This window comes from Dietzia sp. WMMA184 (genome assembly GCF_002441635.1).
In the GTDB taxonomy this organism is placed as follows: Bacteria; Actinomycetota; Actinomycetes; order Mycobacteriales; family Mycobacteriaceae; genus Dietzia; species Dietzia kunjamensis.
This window is the reverse complement of sequence record NZ_NXEI01000001.1, coordinates 400,396-418,335: the sequence shown is the minus strand read 5'-3', so window position 1 is coordinate 418,335 and position 17,940 is coordinate 400,396. Positions and strand designations below refer to the sequence as shown.

Sequence of the window (17,940 nt, the reverse complement as noted above, 5' to 3'; positions counted from 1 at the left end):
GGCAGAAGGAAACGAGGACGACATGACCGAGCAGTCACCCACCGCCCAGGGCGGATCGAGTTCGGGCGGAGCGAGTTCGGGCGGAGCGACCCCGATCCCCGGTCCGAGGCCGGGTGCGCCATCCCCCGCCGCGCTGGCACGCAAGGTGGCACCGCGGCCGACCCCCGCGGGTACCCCAGGGGTCACGCGCGCCTCGGACCCGTCGCAGTGGGGTCGCGTCGACGAGTCGGGCGCGGTGTTCGTCCGGACCTCCGACGGTGAGCGTCAGGTCGGGTCGTGGCAGGCCGGTGCTCCCGAGGAGGGCCTCGCGCACTTCGGTCTGCGCTTCGATGACCTCGCCGCCGAGGTCGCCCTGCTCGAGACCCGTCTCGAGTCCCATCCGCAGGACGCCAGGAAGACCCGCGCCTCGGCGGAGACCCTGGCGGAACAGATCCCCACCGCCGCCGCCGTGGGCGATCTCGATTCTCTCGCCGCGCGTGTGGCTGCGGTGATCGAGCGTTCCGGCGAGGTCGAGGCCGTGTCGAAGCAGCGCAAGGACGAGCAGCGGGCGGCCGCGATCGCGCGGAAGGAGGCGTTGGCGGACGAGGCCGAGGAGATCGGGGCGTCGTCGACTCAGTGGAAGTCCGCCGGGGACCGTCTGCGCGAGATCCTCGAGGAGTGGAAGACGATCCGGGGTATCGACCGCAAGACGGACGACGCCCTGTGGAAGAGGTTCTCCAAGGCCCGGGAGGCGTTCAACCGTCGCCGGGGCTCGCACTTCGCCGAACTTGACCGCAACCGCGCCTCGGTCAAGAAGGTCAAGGAGGACCTGGTGGAGAGGGCGGAGGCCCTGTCCGGGTCCACCGACTGGAACGACACGGCCACGGCGTTCCGTCGTCTCATGGACGAGTGGAAGGCCGCCGGCCGGGCCCCGCGGGATGCCGATGAGGCCCTGTGGAAGCGGTTCAAGGCCGCCCAGGACACGTTCTTCGACGCCCGCCACGCCGCCGCTGCGGAACGGGACGCCGAGTTCGAGACCAACGCCCAGGCCAAGGAGGACCTGCTCGCCGAGTACGAGGGCCGGATCGATCCTGCGGCAGACCTGGGCGCCGCCCGGTCCGCTCTTCGGCAACTGCAGTCGCGGTGGGAGGAGATCGGCAAGGTCCCGCGCGAGCGGATGGGTCAGCTGGAGGGGCGTATTCGGGCCCTGGAGAAGCGTGTCGCCGATGCGGCCGACACGGAATGGCGTCGTACCGACCCGGAGGCCAAGGCCCGCGCCGGCCAGTTCTGGGACCGGGTCCATGACTTCGAGGAGCAGGCCGCGAAGGCGGACGCTGCGGGCAAGAACAAGGACGCCGAGAGCGCACGGGCCCAGGCCGCCCAGTGGAAGGAGTGGGCGGAGGCAGCCGAGAAGGCGGTCGACACCCGCTGACGCGCCCCACCGGCGGCCACCCGCCGACGGGCGACGAGAACCCGCAGACGAGAAGAGCCCGGCCCGTCACGACGGGGCCGCGCTCTTCTCGCGCCGGTCATCAGACGGCGCGACGTCCGGGAGGTCGGTTCAGCGCCCGTCTCCGTGACGGGCGTTCTCCTCGAGCGTGATCTGCTCCGGGGTCCGCGCCCACAGCACACTCGCCAGCGTGATCACCAGAGCGAACACGATGATCTCACTGACGTAGAGGCCGATGCCGGGCCCGCCGAAGTCCTGCACATCGGGATTGGGGCCGCGACCGGACTGGCGGAGCCAGATCGCCAGCACGCCGTACACGGCGGACACGCACGTCGCGCTCCAGGCGATCCCGGCGGCCCACCACTTCTGCGTCATGATCATCGCTGCCCCGAACGCGATGGTGCCCACGGAGTACAGCAGGACGAACAGATGGGACGGCAGGGTCGTGTACTGCTCACGCGCCACGTCGGTGAAGAACAGGACGTCGAGTCCCCGCACCCCCTCGCTGTGCGGCAGGGCCAGGGCCACGGCCAACAGCACGATGAGGACGGCGGACGCCAGGTAGGCCCGCCCGATCACGAGGGTGCGCCCGAGGACGCGGTCACGGTCCCGCATCTCCGATTCCGCGTTCCGGGTGACTTCCATGATCCCCGCGATCGGATCGGGGCGCTCGTCGGTGCTCACGTGGGGCATCCCTTCTCGGTGGTGACTGGGGCGCTGACGGTGTCGCGCCGGAGCGTGGGAAGTCCGAGCCCGACCCCGATGGGCGGGGTCTCGGGCTTGTGGCCCGCCTCGTGACGATCGCCGGCCCGGGTTGCTCGGTGGCTGAGCACCCCGTCATCGGCGAGCAGGTGGTGCGGGGCCGCGGCGGTGACGCGGGTGGTCACCACATCTCCCGGACGCACCCGGTCGGCGTGGTCGCCGATGGGGGCGAAGTGTACGAGCCGACCGTCGCGGGCCCGGCCCGTCATCCGGGCGGTGGCCGCGTCCTTGCGGCCCTCGTCGGCGGTCACGAGGAGCTCGACGACGCGCCCGACCTGCTTCTGGTTCTCCTCGAGCGTGATGCGCTCCTGGAGCTCGATCAGCCGCTCGTAGCGTTCCTGGACCACGGCCTTGGGGATCTGGTCCTCCATGGTGGCCGCGGGGGTCCCCGGGCGGGGCGAGTACTGGAAGGTGAACGCGCTGGAGAACCGCGCCTTCTCGACCACGTCGAGGGTGGCCTGGAAGTCCTCCTCGGTCTCCCCGGGGAACCCGACGATGATGTCGGTGGTGATGGCCGCGTGCGGCATGGCCGCGCGGACGCGCTCGATGATCCCAAGGAAGCGCTCGGACCGGTAGGAGCGTCGCATGGCGCGCAGGACGCGGTCGGACCCGGACTGCAGCGGCATGTGCAGTTGCGGGCAGACGGTGGGTGTGGAGGCCATGGCCTCGATCACGTCGTCGGTGAACTCCGCCGGGTGCGGCGAGGTGAAGCGGATCCGTTCGATCCCCTCGACCCGGCCGGCCGCCCGCAATAGTGAGGCGAAGGCTCCCTTGTCGGAGGGCTCGTCGGGGTCGTGGAAGGACCGCCCGTAGGCGTTGACGTTCTGGCCGAGCAGCGTGACCTCGAGTACGCCCTCGTCGGCGAGCGCCTGCACCTCGGCCAGTACCTCGCCGGGCCGACGATCGACCTCCTTGCCGCGCAGGGACGGAACGATGCAGAACGTGCAGGTGTTGTTGCATCCCACGGACACCGAGACCCACCCGGCGTACGAGGACTCGCGGGTGGCGGGCAGGGTCGAGGGGAAGTGCTGCAGGGAGTCGGCGATCTCCACCTCGGCCCGCTCGTTGTGGCGGGAGCGGTCGAGGAGCGTCGGCAGGTGTCCGAGGTTGTGGGTGCCGAACACGACGTCGACCCACGGTGCGCGGGAGACGACGACGTCCTTGTCCTTCTGCGCGAGGCACCCCCCGACGGCGATCTGCAGGCGGGGGTTCGAGTCCTTCCACGGCCGCAGATGACCGAGGGTGCCGTAGAGCCGGTTATCGGCGTTCTCCCGGACCGCGCAGGTGTTGAACACGACCAGATCGGGAAGGTGACCTCCGGCCGGATCGGCGTCGCCCACGAAGGGGACGTACCCCGCGGCGTCGAGGACCCCGGACAGACGCTCGGAGTCATGGACGTTCATCTGACATCCGAAGGTGCGAACCTGGTAGGTCCGGCGGGCGTCGCCCTCGGCATGCGCGTCCTGCGCCGCCGCCTGCAGGTCGGTCACGAGAGTATCCACGCAGGCCAGGGTACTCAGGGCGATGCGTGGGCCGCCAATTCGGCGTCCACGACTTTCACGGCCAACCCCGTCGGATAACCCCGCCGGGCCAGGAACGCGATGAGCCTGCGCCGCTCGCCCTGCACGTCCGGCCCGGACAGTGCGGCGCGCGGCCGGCGATCCAGCCGACCGCGAACCAGTTCGGCGGCCTGCCGGCGGTCATCCGACTCGTCGATCTCGCCGACCGCCCGGGCGATGTGCGCCTCGGCCACGCCCTTGTCCCGCAGCTCACGCTCGAGGGCGCCGCGCGAACGGCCGCGGCGTCTCCTGCGGCCACGCACCCACTCCTCGGCGAAGTCGGCATCGTCGACCAGACCCCACGCCCTGACCCTGCCGAGCGCCTCGTCGACGGCCTCCGCGGCGTACTCCTTGTCGAGCAGCCGCTCGCGCAACTCGTGCTCACTGCGCGGCCGGTAGCGCAGGAGCCGGAGCGCGGCGTTCGCGGCCTCGAGCGCTTCAGGGGCCAGGGGCGGCAGGTCCGAGGACCCGGAGGGCCTGGCTTCCACCGCGGCGATCGCCGTACGGAGTTCCTCCGCCCCGGGCGCCCCGGCGCCGTGGGGCCCGCGGGTGTCCCTGCCCGACATCAGAACTCGACGGGCACCACGTCGATCGGCGCGTCCTCGTCGGACTCCGCCTCGATCTCGGCGATCTCCGCCCCCGCGCCGATATTGAGCTTGTCGAGGATCTTGCGCTCGATCTCGTCCCGCACCGACGGGTTCTCCTTGAGATACCGCCGAGCGTTCTCCTTGCCCTGGCCCAACTGGTCCGGTCCGTAGGTGAACCACGACCCCGACTTCTTGATGAAGCCGTTGTCCACGCCCATGTCGATGAGCGAGCCCTCGCGGCTGATCCCCTCGCCGTAGAGGATGTCGAACTCCGCGATCTTGAACGGCGGCGCGACCTTGTTCTTGACGACCTTGCACTTGGTGCGGTTGCCGACCGCGTCGGCACCGTCCTTGAGCGTCTCGATACGGCGCACGTCCAACCGCACCGACGCGTAGAACTTAAGCGCCTTACCACCGGTGGTGGTCTCCGGCGAGCCGAACATGACGCCGATCTTCTCGCGCAGCTGGTTGATGAAGATGGCGGTGGTGCCGGTGTTGTGCAGCGCGCCCGTCATCTTCCGCAGGGCCTGGCTCATGAGTCGCGCCTGCAGGCCGACGTGGCTGTCGCCCATCTCCCCCTCGATCTCGGCACGCGGCACGAGCGCCGCCACGGAGTCGATGACCAGAATGTCGATCGACCCCGACCGGACGAGCATGTCCGCGATCTCCAGGGCCTGCTCACCCGTGTCCGGCTGGGAGACGATGAGGTTGTCCGTGTCCACGCCGAGCTTGCGGGCGTACTCCGGATCCAGGGCGTGCTCGGCGTCGATGAACGCCGCGATCCCGCCGGCCGCCTGCGCGTTGGCCACGGCGTGCAACGCGACCGTGGTCTTACCCGAGGACTCCGGGCCGTAGATCTCCACGACGCGTCCCCGGGGGAAGCCCCCCACGCCCAGTGCCACGTCGAGCGACAGCGCCCCGGTCGGGATGACCTGGACCGGCGGCCGGTTGTCGTCACCCAACCGCATGACCGAGCCCTTGCCGTAGGCCTTGTCGATCTGCGCGAGGGCCAGTTCCAGTGCCTGTTCGCGATTCTGGGCCACGCCCGTCTTGGTCCCCGACTTCGCGGTGGTCTTGGGTGCCATGGTGCTCTCCGTTCCTGCGCGACCCCCGGCGTCCGGCCGATCGGTCTGGGTGGTGATTCAGTTGCGGACGTTACGGGCCGGGTACGACACGAGCGTCTCGCGCGAACCCGGCGACCGCTTTCCTGTGGAGGAAGGGCGCCCTGTGGACGGGGCGAACCGTCATCACGTGACACCCAGTGTAGGCGAACGGGTGTTCGAGGTCGACCGACACGCCGCGGACGGAGCGCTAGTGCAGCTGTTCGGGCACCTCGAACTCGGCACACAACGCCAACCACACGCGCTTGACGGGGAGGCCGGCGTCGATCGCCTCGAGGGCGGTCCTCCCGCCACACTCCGCGAGATGGTGTGATCTGGTCAGACTGTCGGCACGGAGTTCGCCGAAGGCCTCCACGGTGCGTGCGCGGAACTCGGTCAGGGTCACGTCTCACCCTCCCCTACGGACGACGACGGGCCGCCGGCGTGGTCGCCGACGGCCCGTTGCCGTGAGATCACTGCTGTTCGGTCTGCGCCTGCTGCTGCTGCGGCGGCGCGGCCGACTCGGACTGGCCCTGGCCGAGCTGGCCGGTGGCGCCGGTACCGGAACCGAGCTGGCCGCCCTCCGCCATCGACGCGCGGATCTGCTCGAGGCGGCTGTGGCCGGCCATCTGCGTCGAGGCCTGCTCGACCTCGAGCATGCGACCCTGCACCGAGTTCTGTGCGAGTTCGGCCGAGCCCAGGGCGTTGGCGTAGCGTCGCTCGATCTTGTCGCGGACCTGGTCGAGGTTCGGGGTGTTGCCACCCGAGGACATCTCCGACATCGACTGCAGGGACGCGCTGACCTGCTCCTGCATCTTGGCCTGCTCCAGCTGACTGAGCAGCTTGGTGCGCTCGGCCACGCGCTGCTGGAGGACCATCGCGTTCTGCTCGACGGCCTTCTTGGCCTGGGCCGCGGCCTGGAGTGACTGGTCGTGCAGGCCCTTGAGGTCCTCCACGCTCTGCTCGGCCGTGACCAGTTGGGCCGCGAACGCCTCCGCGGCGTTCTCGTACTCCGTGGCCTTGGCCGCGTCGCCCTTCTGGCGCGCCTGCTCCGACATCTGCAACGCCTGCCGGGTGGAGCCCTGGAGCTTCTCGATCTCCGCGAGCTGCCGGTTGAGCTTCATCTCCAACTGGCGCTGGTTGCCGATGACCGCGGCAGCCTGCTGCGAGAGCTGCTGGTGCTGACGCTGCGCATCGGCGATGGCCTGCTGGATCTGGACCTTGGGATCGGCCTTCTCGTCGATCTTCGAATCGAACAACGCCATGAGGTAGCGCCATGCCTTGGTAAACGGATTGGCCATCGCTGCGTAGTGTCCTTCTGCCGATTCGGACGACGGGTCTGTTCAACGGTACCGAACATCGCACGGTTGCGACCACCGGGCGTGACGGGCGTGCGGTCAGGCGGCGAGCACCGGCTCGGTGAACGTGCCCGGAGGGGAGACCTCGAGGGCGGCGCGGATGAGGATCTCACCCAGGGAGACGTCGAGCGCCCCCGAGATGGAGGCGAGCAGTTCGCTCGAGGCCTCCTTGCGGCCGCGCTCGATCTCCGAGAGGTAGCCGGGGCTCACGCGGGCGGCGTCGGCCACGTCCCGCAGGGTCCGACCGGATTCCCCGCGCAGCCCGCGCAGGACCGTCCCGAGCGTCTCGCGTAGCAGAGGGGCACCGCCGGGCTGGTCCGGTCTGGGCAGGGTGGTCATCTGGATGTTCGGCATCACGGGGTACAACGCATCACGACCCGGATTCGTTCCCGTCGTCGTCGTCACCGGTCCCCTCCCCCGTCGCCGCGGCGATGACCAGTTCCAGCGCCGCCGCGCACGCCGCCGTACGGATACGGCTCCGGTCACCGGTCAACGCGAGCGGCACGGACCAGGGCTCCATGCCGGGAACCGTCAGCCCGACGTGGACGGTCCCCACCGGCCTGCCCTCCTGGGGCTCGGGCCCCGCCACCCCCGTCAGGCCCACGCCGACGTCGGCGCCGCAGCGCAACGCCGCACCGCGCGCGAGTGCGCGGGCGGTCTCCGGGGACACGGCCCCGTGCCGCTCCAGGACCTCGGCCGGCACCCCGGCGAGCTCGTGCTTGAGGTCCGTGGCGTAGACGATCAACCCGCCGCGGAGCACCGTACTGGCGCCCGGCACCTCGGCCACGGTGGCCGCGAGCAGCCCGGCCGTGAGGGACTCGGCCGTGGCCAGGGTCCATCCGCGGTCCCGCAGTGCGGTGACGGCGGCGGCCGCCGGCGGGGACACGGCACCGGAGGGATCCACGGGGGTCAGTCCGCGGTGCGTGCGGCCCGGCGGGCCTTGACCAGGTAATCGATGCCGGTGAAGACGGTGAGCACCACGGCCGCACCGACGACGATCCACTCCACCGGCCACACCCAGTGCGGCAGCGGCAGGATGAGCATTCCCATGCCGACCGTCTGTGTGACGGTCTTGAGCTTGCCGCCCCTGCTCGCGGCCACGACGTAGTCCACCCCGAACAGGCGCCACAGCGTGATGCCCACCTCGCGGACCAGGATCACCACGGTCACCCACCAGAACAGCTCGTCCACCAGTGAGAGCGAGATGAGCGCGGCGGCGATGAGCGCCTTGTCGGCGATCGGGTCCGCGATCTTGCCGAAGTCGGTGACCAGCCCGAGCTTGCGGGCCAGGTGCCCGTCGACGTAGTCGGTGAACATCGCCACGGCGAAGACGACGAACGCCCCCACCCGCCACCAGGGATCCTGGGCGTCGGCGACGAAGAACAGGACCACGAAGACGGGGACCAGGAGGATCCTCACCACCGTGAGCACGTTGGCGATGTTGAGGACGGGGACCTCGTCGGTCCGGCGCCCGTTCTCGCGCGTGGAAGCAGTCACCCCCTCACCTTAGCGAGGACGGCGGGAATACCCTTGGTCGCGACGCACCCCCGACCCCGATCCCGATCCCAGGAGATCCACGATGCCGCTCTTCGTCGTCACCTACCGCTACTCCGACGCCCAGACCGAGGAGCGGGAGGCCAACAAGCCCGCCCACCGCGAGTGGCTGTCCGCCCGCGTCGACGACGGGTCCGTCCGGTCCGTGGGACCGTTCGTCGACGGATCCGGGGCGTTGCTGGTGGTGGAGGCCGACGACGACGAGGCCGCACGATCGCTCGTGGGAGACGACCCCCACTGCCTGCGCGGAATGGTCTCGGAGATCACGGTCCGGGAGTGGACGCCGGTCTTCGGCGCCCTCGCCTGACGCACACCCTGCCCGGCCGCTACCCCACCGGGGTCTCGGCCGGGTCGCGGAGGTCGGCCGGCTCGTCGTCCGGATCCTCCTCCGGCGGGGCCCCGCCCTTGATCATCCAGAGCACCGAGGCGAGTTCCTCGGGCTTGACCAGCACGTCGCGGGCCTTGGACCCCTCGGAGGGTCCGACGATGTCGCGCGACTCCATCAGGTCCATGAGTCGGCCGGCCTTGGCGAAGCCGACCCGGAGCTTGCGCTGCAGCATCGAGGTGGAGCCGAACTGGCTGGACACCACGAGCTCCACGGCGGCGAGCAGGTCGTCGAGGTCGTCGCCGATGTCGGCGTCGATGTCCTTCTTGCCGTCCTCCTTGGCGGCGGTGATGGACTCGTCGTACTCGGGCTCGGCCTGGTTCTTGGCGTAGTCGACGACCTCGTGGATCTCCTCGTCGGTGATGAACGCACCCTGCATACGGATGGGACGCGAGGCACCCATCGGGATGAAGAGGCCGTCGCCCATACCGATGAGCTTCTCCGCCCCGGCCTGGTCGAGGATGACCCGGGAGTCGGTGAGCGAGGACGTGGCGAACGCCAGACGGGACGGCACGTTGGTCTTGATGAGGCCGGTGACCACGTCGACGGACGGCCGCTGCGTGGCCAGGACGAGGTGGATGCCGGCGGCGCGGGCCTTCTGGGTGATGCGGACGATCGCGTCCTCGATGTCGCGGGGCGCGGTCATCATGAGGTCGGCCAGCTCGTCGACCACCGCCACGATGTACGGGTAGGGCCGGTAGACGCGCTCGCTGCCGGGCGGCGTCGTGATGGCTCCCGACTTCACGCGCTCGTTGAAGTCGGTGATGTGGCGAACGCGGGTGGACTTCATGTCCTGGTAGCGCTGCTCCATCTCCTCGACGAGCCACGCGAGCGCCGCGGCCGCCTTCTTGGGTTGGGTGATGATCGGCGTGATGAGGTGCGGGATGCCCTCGTACGGCGTGAGCTCCACCATCTTGGGGTCGACGAGGATGAGGCGGACCTCGTCCGGGGTGGCCCGCGTGAGCAGGGACACGAGCATCGAGTTGACGAAGCTCGACTTGCCCGAACCGGTGGAGCCGGCCACCAGGAGGTGCGGCATCTTGGCCAGGTCGGCGGTGACGAAGTCGCCCTCGATGTCCTTGCCCAGTCCGATGAGCATCGGATTGTGCTTGCTGGCGGTCTTGGGGTCGGTCAGCACATCCGCCAGCCGCACCAGTTCACGGTCGAGGTTGGGCACCTCGATGCCGACCGCGGACTTGCCGGGGATCGGCGCCAGCAGCCGCACGTTGTCCGTGGCGACCGCGTAGGCGATGTTGCGGTGCAGGGCGGTGATCTTCTCGACCTTCACGCCGGGGCCCAGTTCGACCTCATAGCGCGTGACGGTCGGGCCGCGGGTGAATCCGGTGACGGCCGCGTCGATCTTGAACTGCTCCAGGACGCCCTGGATGGCCTCGATCATCTGGTCGTTGGACTCGCTGCGCGCCTTGGGCGGGTCACCGGCCGTGAGCAGGCTGACGGGCGGCAGGGCGTAGTCCACGCCGTTCAGCAGCTGGGTCTGGGAGTCGAGCCGCTCCGCGTCGCTCTCGGAGGCGGTGTGGGTGGACGGGACGTTGGTCTGCGGGACCGCGGAGGTGTCCACCGACGGTGTCGAGGCGGCACGTCCGGGCGCGGTGGCCGGCGAGGACGGGGTGGCCGAGGCCGGCGGGCCGGCGGGGGCCTCGTCGGCGTCGCCGCCCGCGGGCAGGACCTCGGTCCTGCGGGGGGTGCGCTTCGGGCGTGCCGGGGCCCGGGCCGGTTCCTCCGGGGGGAGGTCGGCGACCTCCGGTGCCGCCTCGGGCTCGGCGGATGGCCGCGAGGCGCGGGGCATCTCGACCGTCTCGCCCGCCGTGGGGGTATCGGACCACGCGGCGATCCGGCGGCGGGAGCTGCGCCGCGTCGCCGAGCGCTCGGTCTCGGACGCCCGCGTCGTCTCCGCGATCGGGTAGGCCGTCGTCATCTCGTCGTCCCAGTCCTCGTCGGAATCGACGTAGTCGTGGTCGACGATGTCGCCGCTGCCGTCCCAGCCGAAGAACCCACGGACGATGCCGGGGATCTCGCGCGCGGGCCGCCCCACCATCACCAGGATCCCGAACGCCACGAGCAGCACGAGGAGCGGTACCGCGACGAAGACGGACAGGCCGGCCTCGAGCGTTCCACCGACGATCCGGCCGAGCACCCCGGCGCCGGACCGCACCCCGTCGGGATCGGTCGGCGAGCCGGACCCCAGGTGCCACAGTCCGAGCACACCGAGAGCGGCGACGGTCGTTCCGACCAGCCAGCGCGAGTGCACGTCAGGACGGGGTTCGCGGGCCATGACGAGCACGCCCCATCCGCCCAGCAGGAGCGGCAGGAGGGCACCGGGGGTGCCGACCACCGTCCGGATCCCGGTGTCGATCCAGTGGCCGATCGGGCCGGCCGCGCCGAACCACACGGCGCCGACGAACACGATCGCCACGCCGATGAGGATCAGGCCGAGACCGTCACGGCGGTGCGGCGGGACCACCTTGTCGTCGTCGTCCCCACCCCCGAGGCCACGGACCCCGTGGCCGACACCCTTCGCCATCGCGGACCACCCTCCGCGCAGCCCACGCCCCACGGCACCGAACGCACCCGTGGTGCGTTCCGGCGCCGGGACGGCGGTACGAGGACCGCTGCGGGTCCCCTTCTTGGGGGTCGAGACGACCGCACCGCGACGGGAACCGCCACCCCGCGACGACGACGGGGCGGGTTTGGTCGATCGCTGTGCTCCCGAGGTCGAAGCCGGACGTCGGCCGCCGGGGGCACGGGTGGAGCGCGTGCTCGAGCTGGATGCCATGGCCGTCACTCTATCGTCTGGAGCACCACTGGTAACAGCAGCCACACGGGCGTGGGGTGGTTCAGATGCCGCGTGGGACGGCTTCGAGCGCGTCGATCCCCCGCTGGGCACCGGAGATGTCGATCTCGACCTCGTCGCGACCGAACGTCCACAGGAGGAACTCGACGGGATCCGCCGTGATGCTCACCAGCGGGGCGAGCGCCGCGCCCGTCGAGACCGACGCGATCGTGGCCGATCCCACGTGGGCCGGGGTGCGCAGGTCGACGCGGGCGCCGACCTTGCGCAGGAAGGTCTTCGCCACGGTCGTGGCGAGGGACCAGACCCGCTCGAGGTCGTCCACCTCGAACTCGCGGGGCGCCCACCCGGGGCGCCCCCTGCGCACGTCCTCGTGGTGGACGAGGTACTCGGCCAGGTTCGCGACCCGGTCCGCGTAGCGCAGCGGTGAGTACCAGGGGGCTCCCCCGGCGATCGTGTCGAGCAGGTCCTCCCACGGGCGCTCGGCCTCCCGCAGGCGCAGGTGCTCCATGCGGTCCGCGAGGGCGGGGACGACGATCCCCGCCGCGGCGTCGGGGCGGTACTCCCGCACGACGAGGTGTGCGGCCAGGTCCCTGGTCGTCCAGCCCTCGCACAGCGTCGGGGCGTCGGGCCCGGTGGCACGCATGCTCTCCACGAGAGCGCTGCGCTCCCGCTGCGCGAGGGTCGGACGGCCGGGACTCACCGGACTCAGCCCTGCGCGACGGCGGAGGTGATGACCGTGGGCACGATCATCGGCTTGCGGCGCCACTTGTCCGACACCCACCGACCGACCACGCGTCGCACGGCCTGGGCGAGGCGGTACGGATCGGTCTCGCCCTCGCCGGCCAGGTCCCACAGGGCGTTCTCCACGAGTTCGACGACCGGGTCGAGTGCGCCGGGTTCGTCGGTGAAGCCCTTGCCGATGATCTGGGGCTTGCTCACCGGCCGGCCGGTACGCGGGTCCACCACGACGGTCGCGACGATGAAGCCGTCCTCGCCGAGCGCGGTGCGGTCCGCGAGGACCGTGTCGCCGACGTCGCCGGTGGACAGGCCGTCGACGTACAGGTTGCCGACCGGGATCTGACCGACCACGGACGCCTTGCCGTCCACGAGGTCGACCACGACGCCGTTCTGCGCGAGGACGACGTTCTCCTCCGGCACCCCGGTGGCGATCGCCAGGGCCTTGTTGGCGCGCAGGTGCCGCCATTCACCGTGCACCGGCATGGCGTTCTTCGGTCGTACGGCGTTGTAGACGAAGAGCAGCTCGCCCGCGTCCCCGTGGCCGGAGACGTGGATGTTGGCCTCGCGGCTGGTCACCACGTTCACACCCATCTGGGACAGACTGTTCTGCACGCTGAAGACGGGCTCCTCGTTGCCCGGGACGATCGAGGAGGAGAACAGCACGGTGTCGCCCTCGGAGAGGTTGATCTGCCGGTGCTCGCGGCGGGCCATCCGGCTGAGCCCCGCCATGGACTCCCCCTGGGTCCCGGTCGTCATGACGACGACCTTCTCCGACGGGAGCTTGGCCGCCGTGTCCATGTCCACGATCACCTTGTTCGGATCGGTGAGCAGGCCCATCTCGAGGGCGATCTCCATGTTCCGGATCATCGACCGACCGGTGAGCGCGACCTTGCGACCGCTCGCGGCGGCGGCCGCGATGACGGACTGGACGCGGTAGACGTTGGAGGCGAAGCAGGCCACCACGACGAGCTGACGCGCGTCGGAGATGAGCCGCTGGAGCGCGGGACCGATCTCCGACTCCGAGCGACTGACCCCCGGAGTGGTGGCGTTGGTCGAATCCATCAGCAGCAGGTCGATGCCCTCGTCGCCGAATCGCCCCATCTTGGGCAGGTCGGTGGGGCGCTTGTCCGTGGGCAGCTGGTCGAGCTTGATGTCGCCCGTCATCATCACCGACTGGCCACCGGCGCGGATGACCACACCGAGGCACTCGGGGATCGAGTGGTTGACGTCGAAGTAGCGCACCTCGAACTTGCCCAGGGTGCTCACGCTGGACTCGTCGACCTCGCGGAAGACCGGCTTGATGCGGTGCTCGCGGCACTTCGCGGCCACCAGCGCGAGCGTGAACCGCGATCCGATGACCGGGATGTCCGGGCGCAGCTTGAGCAGGAACGGGATCGCCCCGATGTGGTCCTCGTGGGCGTGGGTCAGCACGAGCGCCTCGACCTGGTCCAGGCGGTCCTCGATGTGGCCGAAGTCCGGGAGGATGAGGTCGACGCCGGGCTCGGTCGAGCTCGGGAAGAGGACGCCGCAGTCGACGATGAGCAGCTTCGAGTCGTACTCGAAGGTCATCATGTTGCGGCCGATCTCCGTGACGCCGCCGAGCGCCACCATGCGCAGCGCACCCTTGCGGGGCTTGGGCGGGCTGGGCAGGCGGACCGTCATGTCGCCGCCCTGCATGGTCTTCACACCACCGAACTCGGCGGTGGAGGTGTCGCCGCGACCGCGGCCGCGTCCGCTGCGACCACGACCGCCCTTCTGGCCGCCCGAGTTCTGGCCGCCGTTCTGGTCGCCGGTCGCGGGTCCGCCCTTGGCTCCCGAGGACGACCCCCTGCCCCGGCCACGCGATCCGCCCCTGGACGAATCCTTCTGGCCGCTGTCCTTCTGGCCGCTGTCCTTCGGGCCACTGTCTTTCTGGCCGCTGCCCTTCGGGCCGTCGCCCTGCTGGTTCCTACCCTGCTGGGGCTGGTCCTGCCTACCCTTGGTCCGATCGGAGCGTCCCTGCCCCGCGTCTGCGGCGGGGGCGTCGGCTACCGGGGTGGGCTCGGTGAACTGCACGGCGGTCGTGGCCGCCGGCTCTCCCGAGGGCCGTCCTGCGGCACGTCGGGTGCGGCCGCGTCCGCGGCCGGTGGAGGTACTTTCCGTCATCTGGTGACTCCTGCTCTGTGCAGCAGCGCCGCGAGGGCGTCTCGCTGCTCGTCGGTTGGTGGTAACTGCGGGAGTCGCGGCACACCGGCCGGGACCCCGAGAAGTTCTAGTGCTGCTTTGGACATCGACACACCTCCGAGCGCCCGCTGGGCGTCGAAGAGAGGGAGGAGTCCGAGGTTGATACGTCGTGCCGTCTCGATGTCGCCACTCAGGTACGCACGGCGCAGGTCGACCAGCCGTGACGCGGCCACATGGCCGATCACGCTGACGAACCCGGTCGCTCCGACGGCCAGCCACGGGAGGTTGAGTTGGTCGTCCCCCGAGTAGTAGACGAGGTCGCAGTGGGACATGACGGTGACGGCGTCGTGGAAGTCGCCCTTCGCGTCCTTGACCGCCACGATGTTCGGGTGGTCGGACAGACCGATCAGGGTGTCCGCCTGGATGGGGACCACCGATCTCGGCGGGATGTCGTAGAGCATCACGGGCCGGTCGGTCGCGTCGGCGATCGTCCGGAAGTGGACGTCCAGACCTGCCTGGGTGGGCTTCGAGTAGTACGGCGTCACCACGAGCAGTCCGTGCGCCCCGGAGGCAGCGGCCTGCTTGGCCGCGTGCACCGAGTGCGCGGTGTCGTACGTACCGACACCCGCGACGATCGTCGCCCGGTCCCCCACTTCGGCGAGGACGGTCTCGAGGACCGCGATCTTCTCCGCGTCGGTGGTGGTGGGCGATTCCCCCGTGGTGCCGGAGACGACGAGACCGTCGCACCCCGAGTCCACGAGATGCCGCGCGACACGTGCGACGGCCTTCAGATCGACGTAACCGTCGGACCCGAACGGGGTCACCATCGCCGTGACGACCGTGCCGAACGGCGCGGGGCGCCCTGTATCGGCGGGGGCCCGGCCACGGTCGGTCGGCGCTTGCCGGCCGACAGGGCCCCCGGTGGTCACGTGTGTCATGGTCTCCGAGACTACCCGCAGTACCCGGCAGACCCCGATTCCCACCCTGGGGGCGTCGTCATCCCTCGAGAACGTAGGGGCTGACCGCGATCTCCGAGCCGTCCTCCAGCGTGGCGATCTCGAAGTCCGAGAACACCGCCGGCGCCGCCTCGCGGAGACGACGGAGTACGTCGATCGCCAGGCCCCGGATCTCGGTGTCGGCGTGCTCGGTGGCGCGCATCCCGATGAAGTGGCGCCACGAGCGGTAGTTCCCCGTCACGACGATCCGGGTCTCGGTGGCGTTCGGTAGCACGGAGCGGGCGGCCTGCCGGGCCTGCTTGTGCCGCAGCATGGGGTTGGGCACGTCCGCGAACCTGTCCTCGAGCTTCGCCAGCATCTCCGCGTAGGCGTCACGGGAGGCGTCGGTCGCGCGCCGGAAGATCTCGACGAGCTCGGGATCGTCCGCTATCGCCGGTGGGGGCACCACCTTCGAGTCGTGCTCGGGGACGAAGCGCTGGGACAACTGGCTGTAGGAGAAGTGGCGGTGCCGGATCAGTTCGTGGGTGCACGAGCGGGAGATCCCGGTGATGTAGAACGACACACTCGCGTGCTCGAACACCGACAGGTGCCCGACCTCGAGGATGTGCCGCAGATACCCGGCGTTGGTCGCGGTGCGCGGATTCGGCTTCTCCCAGCTCTGGTAGCAGGCCCGCCCCGCGAACTCGGCCAGCGCCGATCCGCCTTCGGCGTCCGTCTCCCACTCGACCTCGTCGGGCGGGATGAACTCGGTGTGCGCGACCAGGCGGACCTGCCGGCGGACGAGCTCGGACATCGCTTGACTCCTTCGATGATGTGCCCGGCGGTTCAGCCGAGCAGATGTGCGGCGACGGTGGCCGCGACCTCGGCGGCGGTGTCGAGATCCTGGCGTCCGGGTTCGCCGGTCAACTGGACTGCGGGGGCGACGGCCTGCAGTCCCCAGCCGGTGGCGATCCGTTCGACCGAGGTGACCGCTCCCGCGGTGTCGTTGTCCCCGTGCACGCACAGGGCGTACGGCCGCCCTGCCACCGCTCCTTCGCAGGTGTAGTAGGTGCGGTCGAAGAAATGCTTGAGCGCGCCGGACATGTACCCGAAATTGGCCGGGGTGAGCAGGACATAGCCGTCGGCACGCAGGACGTGGTCGTCGGTGGTGGCCAACGCGGGGACGGACTCGACCGCGATCCCTTCGAGTTCGGGATGGTCGAGACCGGTGACGAGTGCTTCGAGAATGCGTCGCAGGCGTGGTGACGGGGCGTGGTGCACGACCAGTACCGTGCTCATCCCAGCCCCTTCCCCGAGGTGAGTTCCGTCTCGCGCAGCCCGATGGCGGCCTTCATGACCTCCCGGGCGCGGACACGGTCGCCGGCGTGGTCGTAGGCCCGCGCCAGCCGGTAGGTCGTCCGCCAGTCATCGGGGGCGGCCTGGTACTCGGCGCTGACCCGGTCGAACAGCGCGTCCGCCGCGTCATGCTGGAGCCGACCGGAGGGGCGTCGCTCCATGTCCGCGACATCGAGCTCGATCCCTTCCGCCGCGGCGGCGGCCGAGATCCTCTGGAGTTCGAGACCGTTGCGGACGATGGCCCAGGTTGCCCAGGCGCCGACGCCGGTGAGCAGGATGATCCCCGCCCCGAGCCCGCGCACGGCCAGATAGTCGGAGGCGCTGACCATCGACCAGCCGAGGTACAGCAGGTACCCGAAGGCCACGACCAGGCCCAGCGCCGTGAGGGCCATGACCAGGGGCTTGACGATGCGCTCCACGGCGGTGGTCCTAGAGGTCCATGAAGGAGTCGAGCCCGACGGTCAGGCCCGGGGCCCCGGCGATCGAGCGGACCCCCAGAAGCACCCCGGGCGCGAACGAGGTGCGGTCCAGCGAGTCGTGCCGGAGGGTGAGGGTCTCCCCCTGCGTCCCGAGCAGCACCTCTTGGTGGGCGACGAGGCCCGACAGTCGCACCGAGTGCACGCGGATCCCGTCCACGTCGGCACCGCGGGCCCCGTCGAGTTCCGTGGACGTGGCATCGGGCGATGGCCCGAGCCCCGCCTCCCGGCGAGCCGCCGCCATCATGGCGGCGGTGCGGTGGGCCGTCCCCGACGGCGCGTCGGCCTTGTTGGGATGATGCAGCTCGACGATCTCGGCGGACGGGAAGTACTTCGCGGCCTGGACCGCGAACCGCATCATCAGAATGGCGCCGATGGCGAAGTTCGGCGCGACCAGTACACCGGTCCCGGGACTGTCCTCCAGCCACCCCCTGAGGGTGGTGAGACGGTCCTCGGTGAACCCGGTGGTGCCGACCACCGCGTGGATGCCGTTGGCCACGCAGTACTCAAGGTTGTCCATCACCACGTCCGGGTGGGTGAAGTCCACCACGACCTCGGCACCGGAGTCGACGAGCGCGTCCAGCGGATCGCCCTGGTCGACCTCCGCGACGAGTTCGAGGTCCTCCGCGTCACGGACGGCCTCACAGATCGCCGTCCCCACCTTGCCGCGTGCGCCGAGCACTCCGACCTTCGTCACCGTCATCGTCTCCTCACGTGGTCCTCGTC

The 17,940-nt window shown here is 70.4% G+C and carries 19 protein-coding genes; 2 read left to right on the top strand and 17 right to left on the bottom strand.

The window, feature by feature from the left end; translation table 11 throughout:
- Window positions 1-22: 22 nt before the first annotated feature.
- Entirely contained in the window at window positions 23-1,411 is a 1,389-nt protein-coding gene (locus CK206_RS01940; RefSeq protein WP_096905356.1) for a DUF349 domain-containing protein, read from the top strand.
- A 129-nt stretch (window positions 1,412-1,540) separates the two neighbouring features.
- Here CK206_RS01940 and CK206_RS01935 read toward each other — a convergent pair whose 3' ends face one another.
- The 9 genes from CK206_RS01935 to pgsA all read right to left on the bottom strand — a co-directional run bounded on the left by CK206_RS01935 (window position 1,541) and on the right by pgsA (window position 8,292).
- The gene (locus CK206_RS01935) at window positions 1,541-2,122 is read right to left on the bottom strand and encodes a hypothetical protein (protein ID WP_096905355.1); all 582 of its coding nucleotides are present in this window, start codon (window positions 2,120-2,122) and stop codon (window positions 1,541-1,543) included.
- Window positions 2,110-3,681, bottom strand: coding sequence for a tRNA (N6-isopentenyl adenosine(37)-C2)-methylthiotransferase MiaB (miaB, locus tag CK206_RS01930; protein ID WP_096905354.1), 1,572 nt, complete (start codon window positions 3,679-3,681; stop codon window positions 2,110-2,112). Before miaB ends, CK206_RS01935 begins: the two co-directional genes overlap by 13 nt.
- A gap of 26 nt (window positions 3,682-3,707) precedes the next feature.
- Window positions 3,708-4,316 (bottom strand): regulatory protein RecX, encoded by a 609-nt coding sequence (locus tag CK206_RS01925; RefSeq protein ID WP_096905353.1) that lies wholly within the window; start codon window positions 4,314-4,316, stop codon window positions 3,708-3,710.
- Complete coding sequence (gene recA / locus CK206_RS01920; RefSeq protein ID WP_067717750.1) at window positions 4,316-5,422, bottom strand: recombinase RecA; 1,107 nt, start codon at window positions 5,420-5,422, stop codon at window positions 4,316-4,318. The genes CK206_RS01925 and recA overlap by 1 nt, the downstream gene beginning before the upstream one ends.
- A 226-nt stretch (window positions 5,423-5,648) precedes the next feature.
- Window positions 5,649-5,843 (bottom strand): DUF3046 domain-containing protein, encoded by a 195-nt coding sequence (locus CK206_RS01915; RefSeq protein ID WP_067717747.1) that lies wholly within the window; start codon window positions 5,841-5,843, stop codon window positions 5,649-5,651.
- Window positions 5,844-5,910: 67 nt separating this feature from the next.
- Complete coding sequence (pspA, locus tag CK206_RS01910; RefSeq protein WP_069389093.1) at window positions 5,911-6,738, bottom strand: phage shock protein PspA; 828 nt, start codon at window positions 6,736-6,738, stop codon at window positions 5,911-5,913.
- A gap of 96 nt (window positions 6,739-6,834) precedes the next feature.
- The gene (locus CK206_RS01905; RefSeq protein ID WP_067717740.1) at window positions 6,835-7,149 is read right to left on the bottom strand and encodes a helix-turn-helix domain-containing protein; all 315 of its coding nucleotides are present in this window, start codon (window positions 7,147-7,149) and stop codon (window positions 6,835-6,837) included.
- A 16-nt stretch (window positions 7,150-7,165) separates the two neighbouring features.
- Window positions 7,166-7,699 (bottom strand): CinA family protein, encoded by a 534-nt coding sequence (locus CK206_RS01900; protein ID WP_173674751.1) that lies wholly within the window; start codon window positions 7,697-7,699, stop codon window positions 7,166-7,168.
- Between the two features lie 5 nt (window positions 7,700-7,704).
- The gene (gene pgsA, locus CK206_RS01895; protein WP_069389095.1) at window positions 7,705-8,292 is read right to left on the bottom strand and encodes a CDP-diacylglycerol--glycerol-3-phosphate 3-phosphatidyltransferase; all 588 of its coding nucleotides are present in this window, start codon (window positions 8,290-8,292) and stop codon (window positions 7,705-7,707) included.
- Between the two features lie 82 nt (window positions 8,293-8,374).
- Between pgsA and CK206_RS01890 the strand changes: the two genes are divergently transcribed.
- Window positions 8,375-8,656, top strand: coding sequence for a YciI family protein (locus CK206_RS01890; protein WP_069389096.1), 282 nt, complete (start codon window positions 8,375-8,377; stop codon window positions 8,654-8,656).
- 19 nt (window positions 8,657-8,675) lie between these two features.
- On the opposite strand, the gene CK206_RS01885 is transcribed toward CK206_RS01890, so the two are convergent.
- The 8 genes from CK206_RS01885 to dapB are packed head-to-tail and all read right to left on the bottom strand — an operon-like array spanning window position 8,676 to window position 17,917.
- Window positions 8,676-11,537 carry a DNA translocase FtsK gene (locus tag CK206_RS01885; protein WP_371606812.1) on the bottom strand — a complete coding sequence of 954 codons (2,862 nt, stop codon included), beginning with the start codon at window positions 11,535-11,537 and terminating at the stop codon, window positions 8,676-8,678.
- A gap of 52 nt (window positions 11,538-11,589) precedes the next feature.
- A complete protein-coding gene (locus CK206_RS01880; protein ID WP_083249542.1) occupies window positions 11,590-12,246 on the bottom strand; it encodes a TIGR03085 family metal-binding protein in 657 nt (218 codons plus the stop codon).
- 5 nt (window positions 12,247-12,251) lie between these two features.
- Window positions 12,252-14,429 carry a ribonuclease J gene (locus tag CK206_RS01875; protein WP_096905351.1) on the bottom strand — a complete coding sequence of 726 codons (2,178 nt, stop codon included), beginning with the start codon at window positions 14,427-14,429 and terminating at the stop codon, window positions 12,252-12,254.
- Window positions 14,426-15,385, bottom strand: a complete 960-nt coding sequence (gene dapA, locus CK206_RS01870; RefSeq protein WP_096907226.1) for a 4-hydroxy-tetrahydrodipicolinate synthase — start codon at window positions 15,383-15,385, stop codon at window positions 14,426-14,428. Before dapA ends, CK206_RS01875 begins: the two co-directional genes overlap by 4 nt.
- Before the next feature lie 58 nt (window positions 15,386-15,443).
- Window positions 15,444-16,196: an FAD-dependent thymidylate synthase gene (thyX, locus tag CK206_RS01865; RefSeq protein ID WP_067717719.1), complete on the bottom strand. Its 753-nt coding sequence runs from the start codon at window positions 16,194-16,196 to the stop codon at window positions 15,444-15,446.
- A gap of 32 nt (window positions 16,197-16,228) precedes the next feature.
- The gene (locus CK206_RS01860) at window positions 16,229-16,681 is read right to left on the bottom strand and encodes a flavodoxin family protein (protein ID WP_067717716.1); all 453 of its coding nucleotides are present in this window, start codon (window positions 16,679-16,681) and stop codon (window positions 16,229-16,231) included.
- Window positions 16,678-17,157, bottom strand: a complete 480-nt coding sequence (locus CK206_RS01855; protein ID WP_096905350.1) for a hypothetical protein — start codon at window positions 17,155-17,157, stop codon at window positions 16,678-16,680. Before CK206_RS01855 ends, CK206_RS01860 begins: the two co-directional genes overlap by 4 nt.
- A 10-nt stretch (window positions 17,158-17,167) precedes the next feature.
- Window positions 17,168-17,917 carry a 4-hydroxy-tetrahydrodipicolinate reductase gene (gene dapB / locus CK206_RS01850; protein ID WP_067717713.1) on the bottom strand — a complete coding sequence of 250 codons (750 nt, stop codon included), beginning with the start codon at window positions 17,915-17,917 and terminating at the stop codon, window positions 17,168-17,170.
- Window positions 17,918-17,940: the final 23 nt, after the last annotated feature.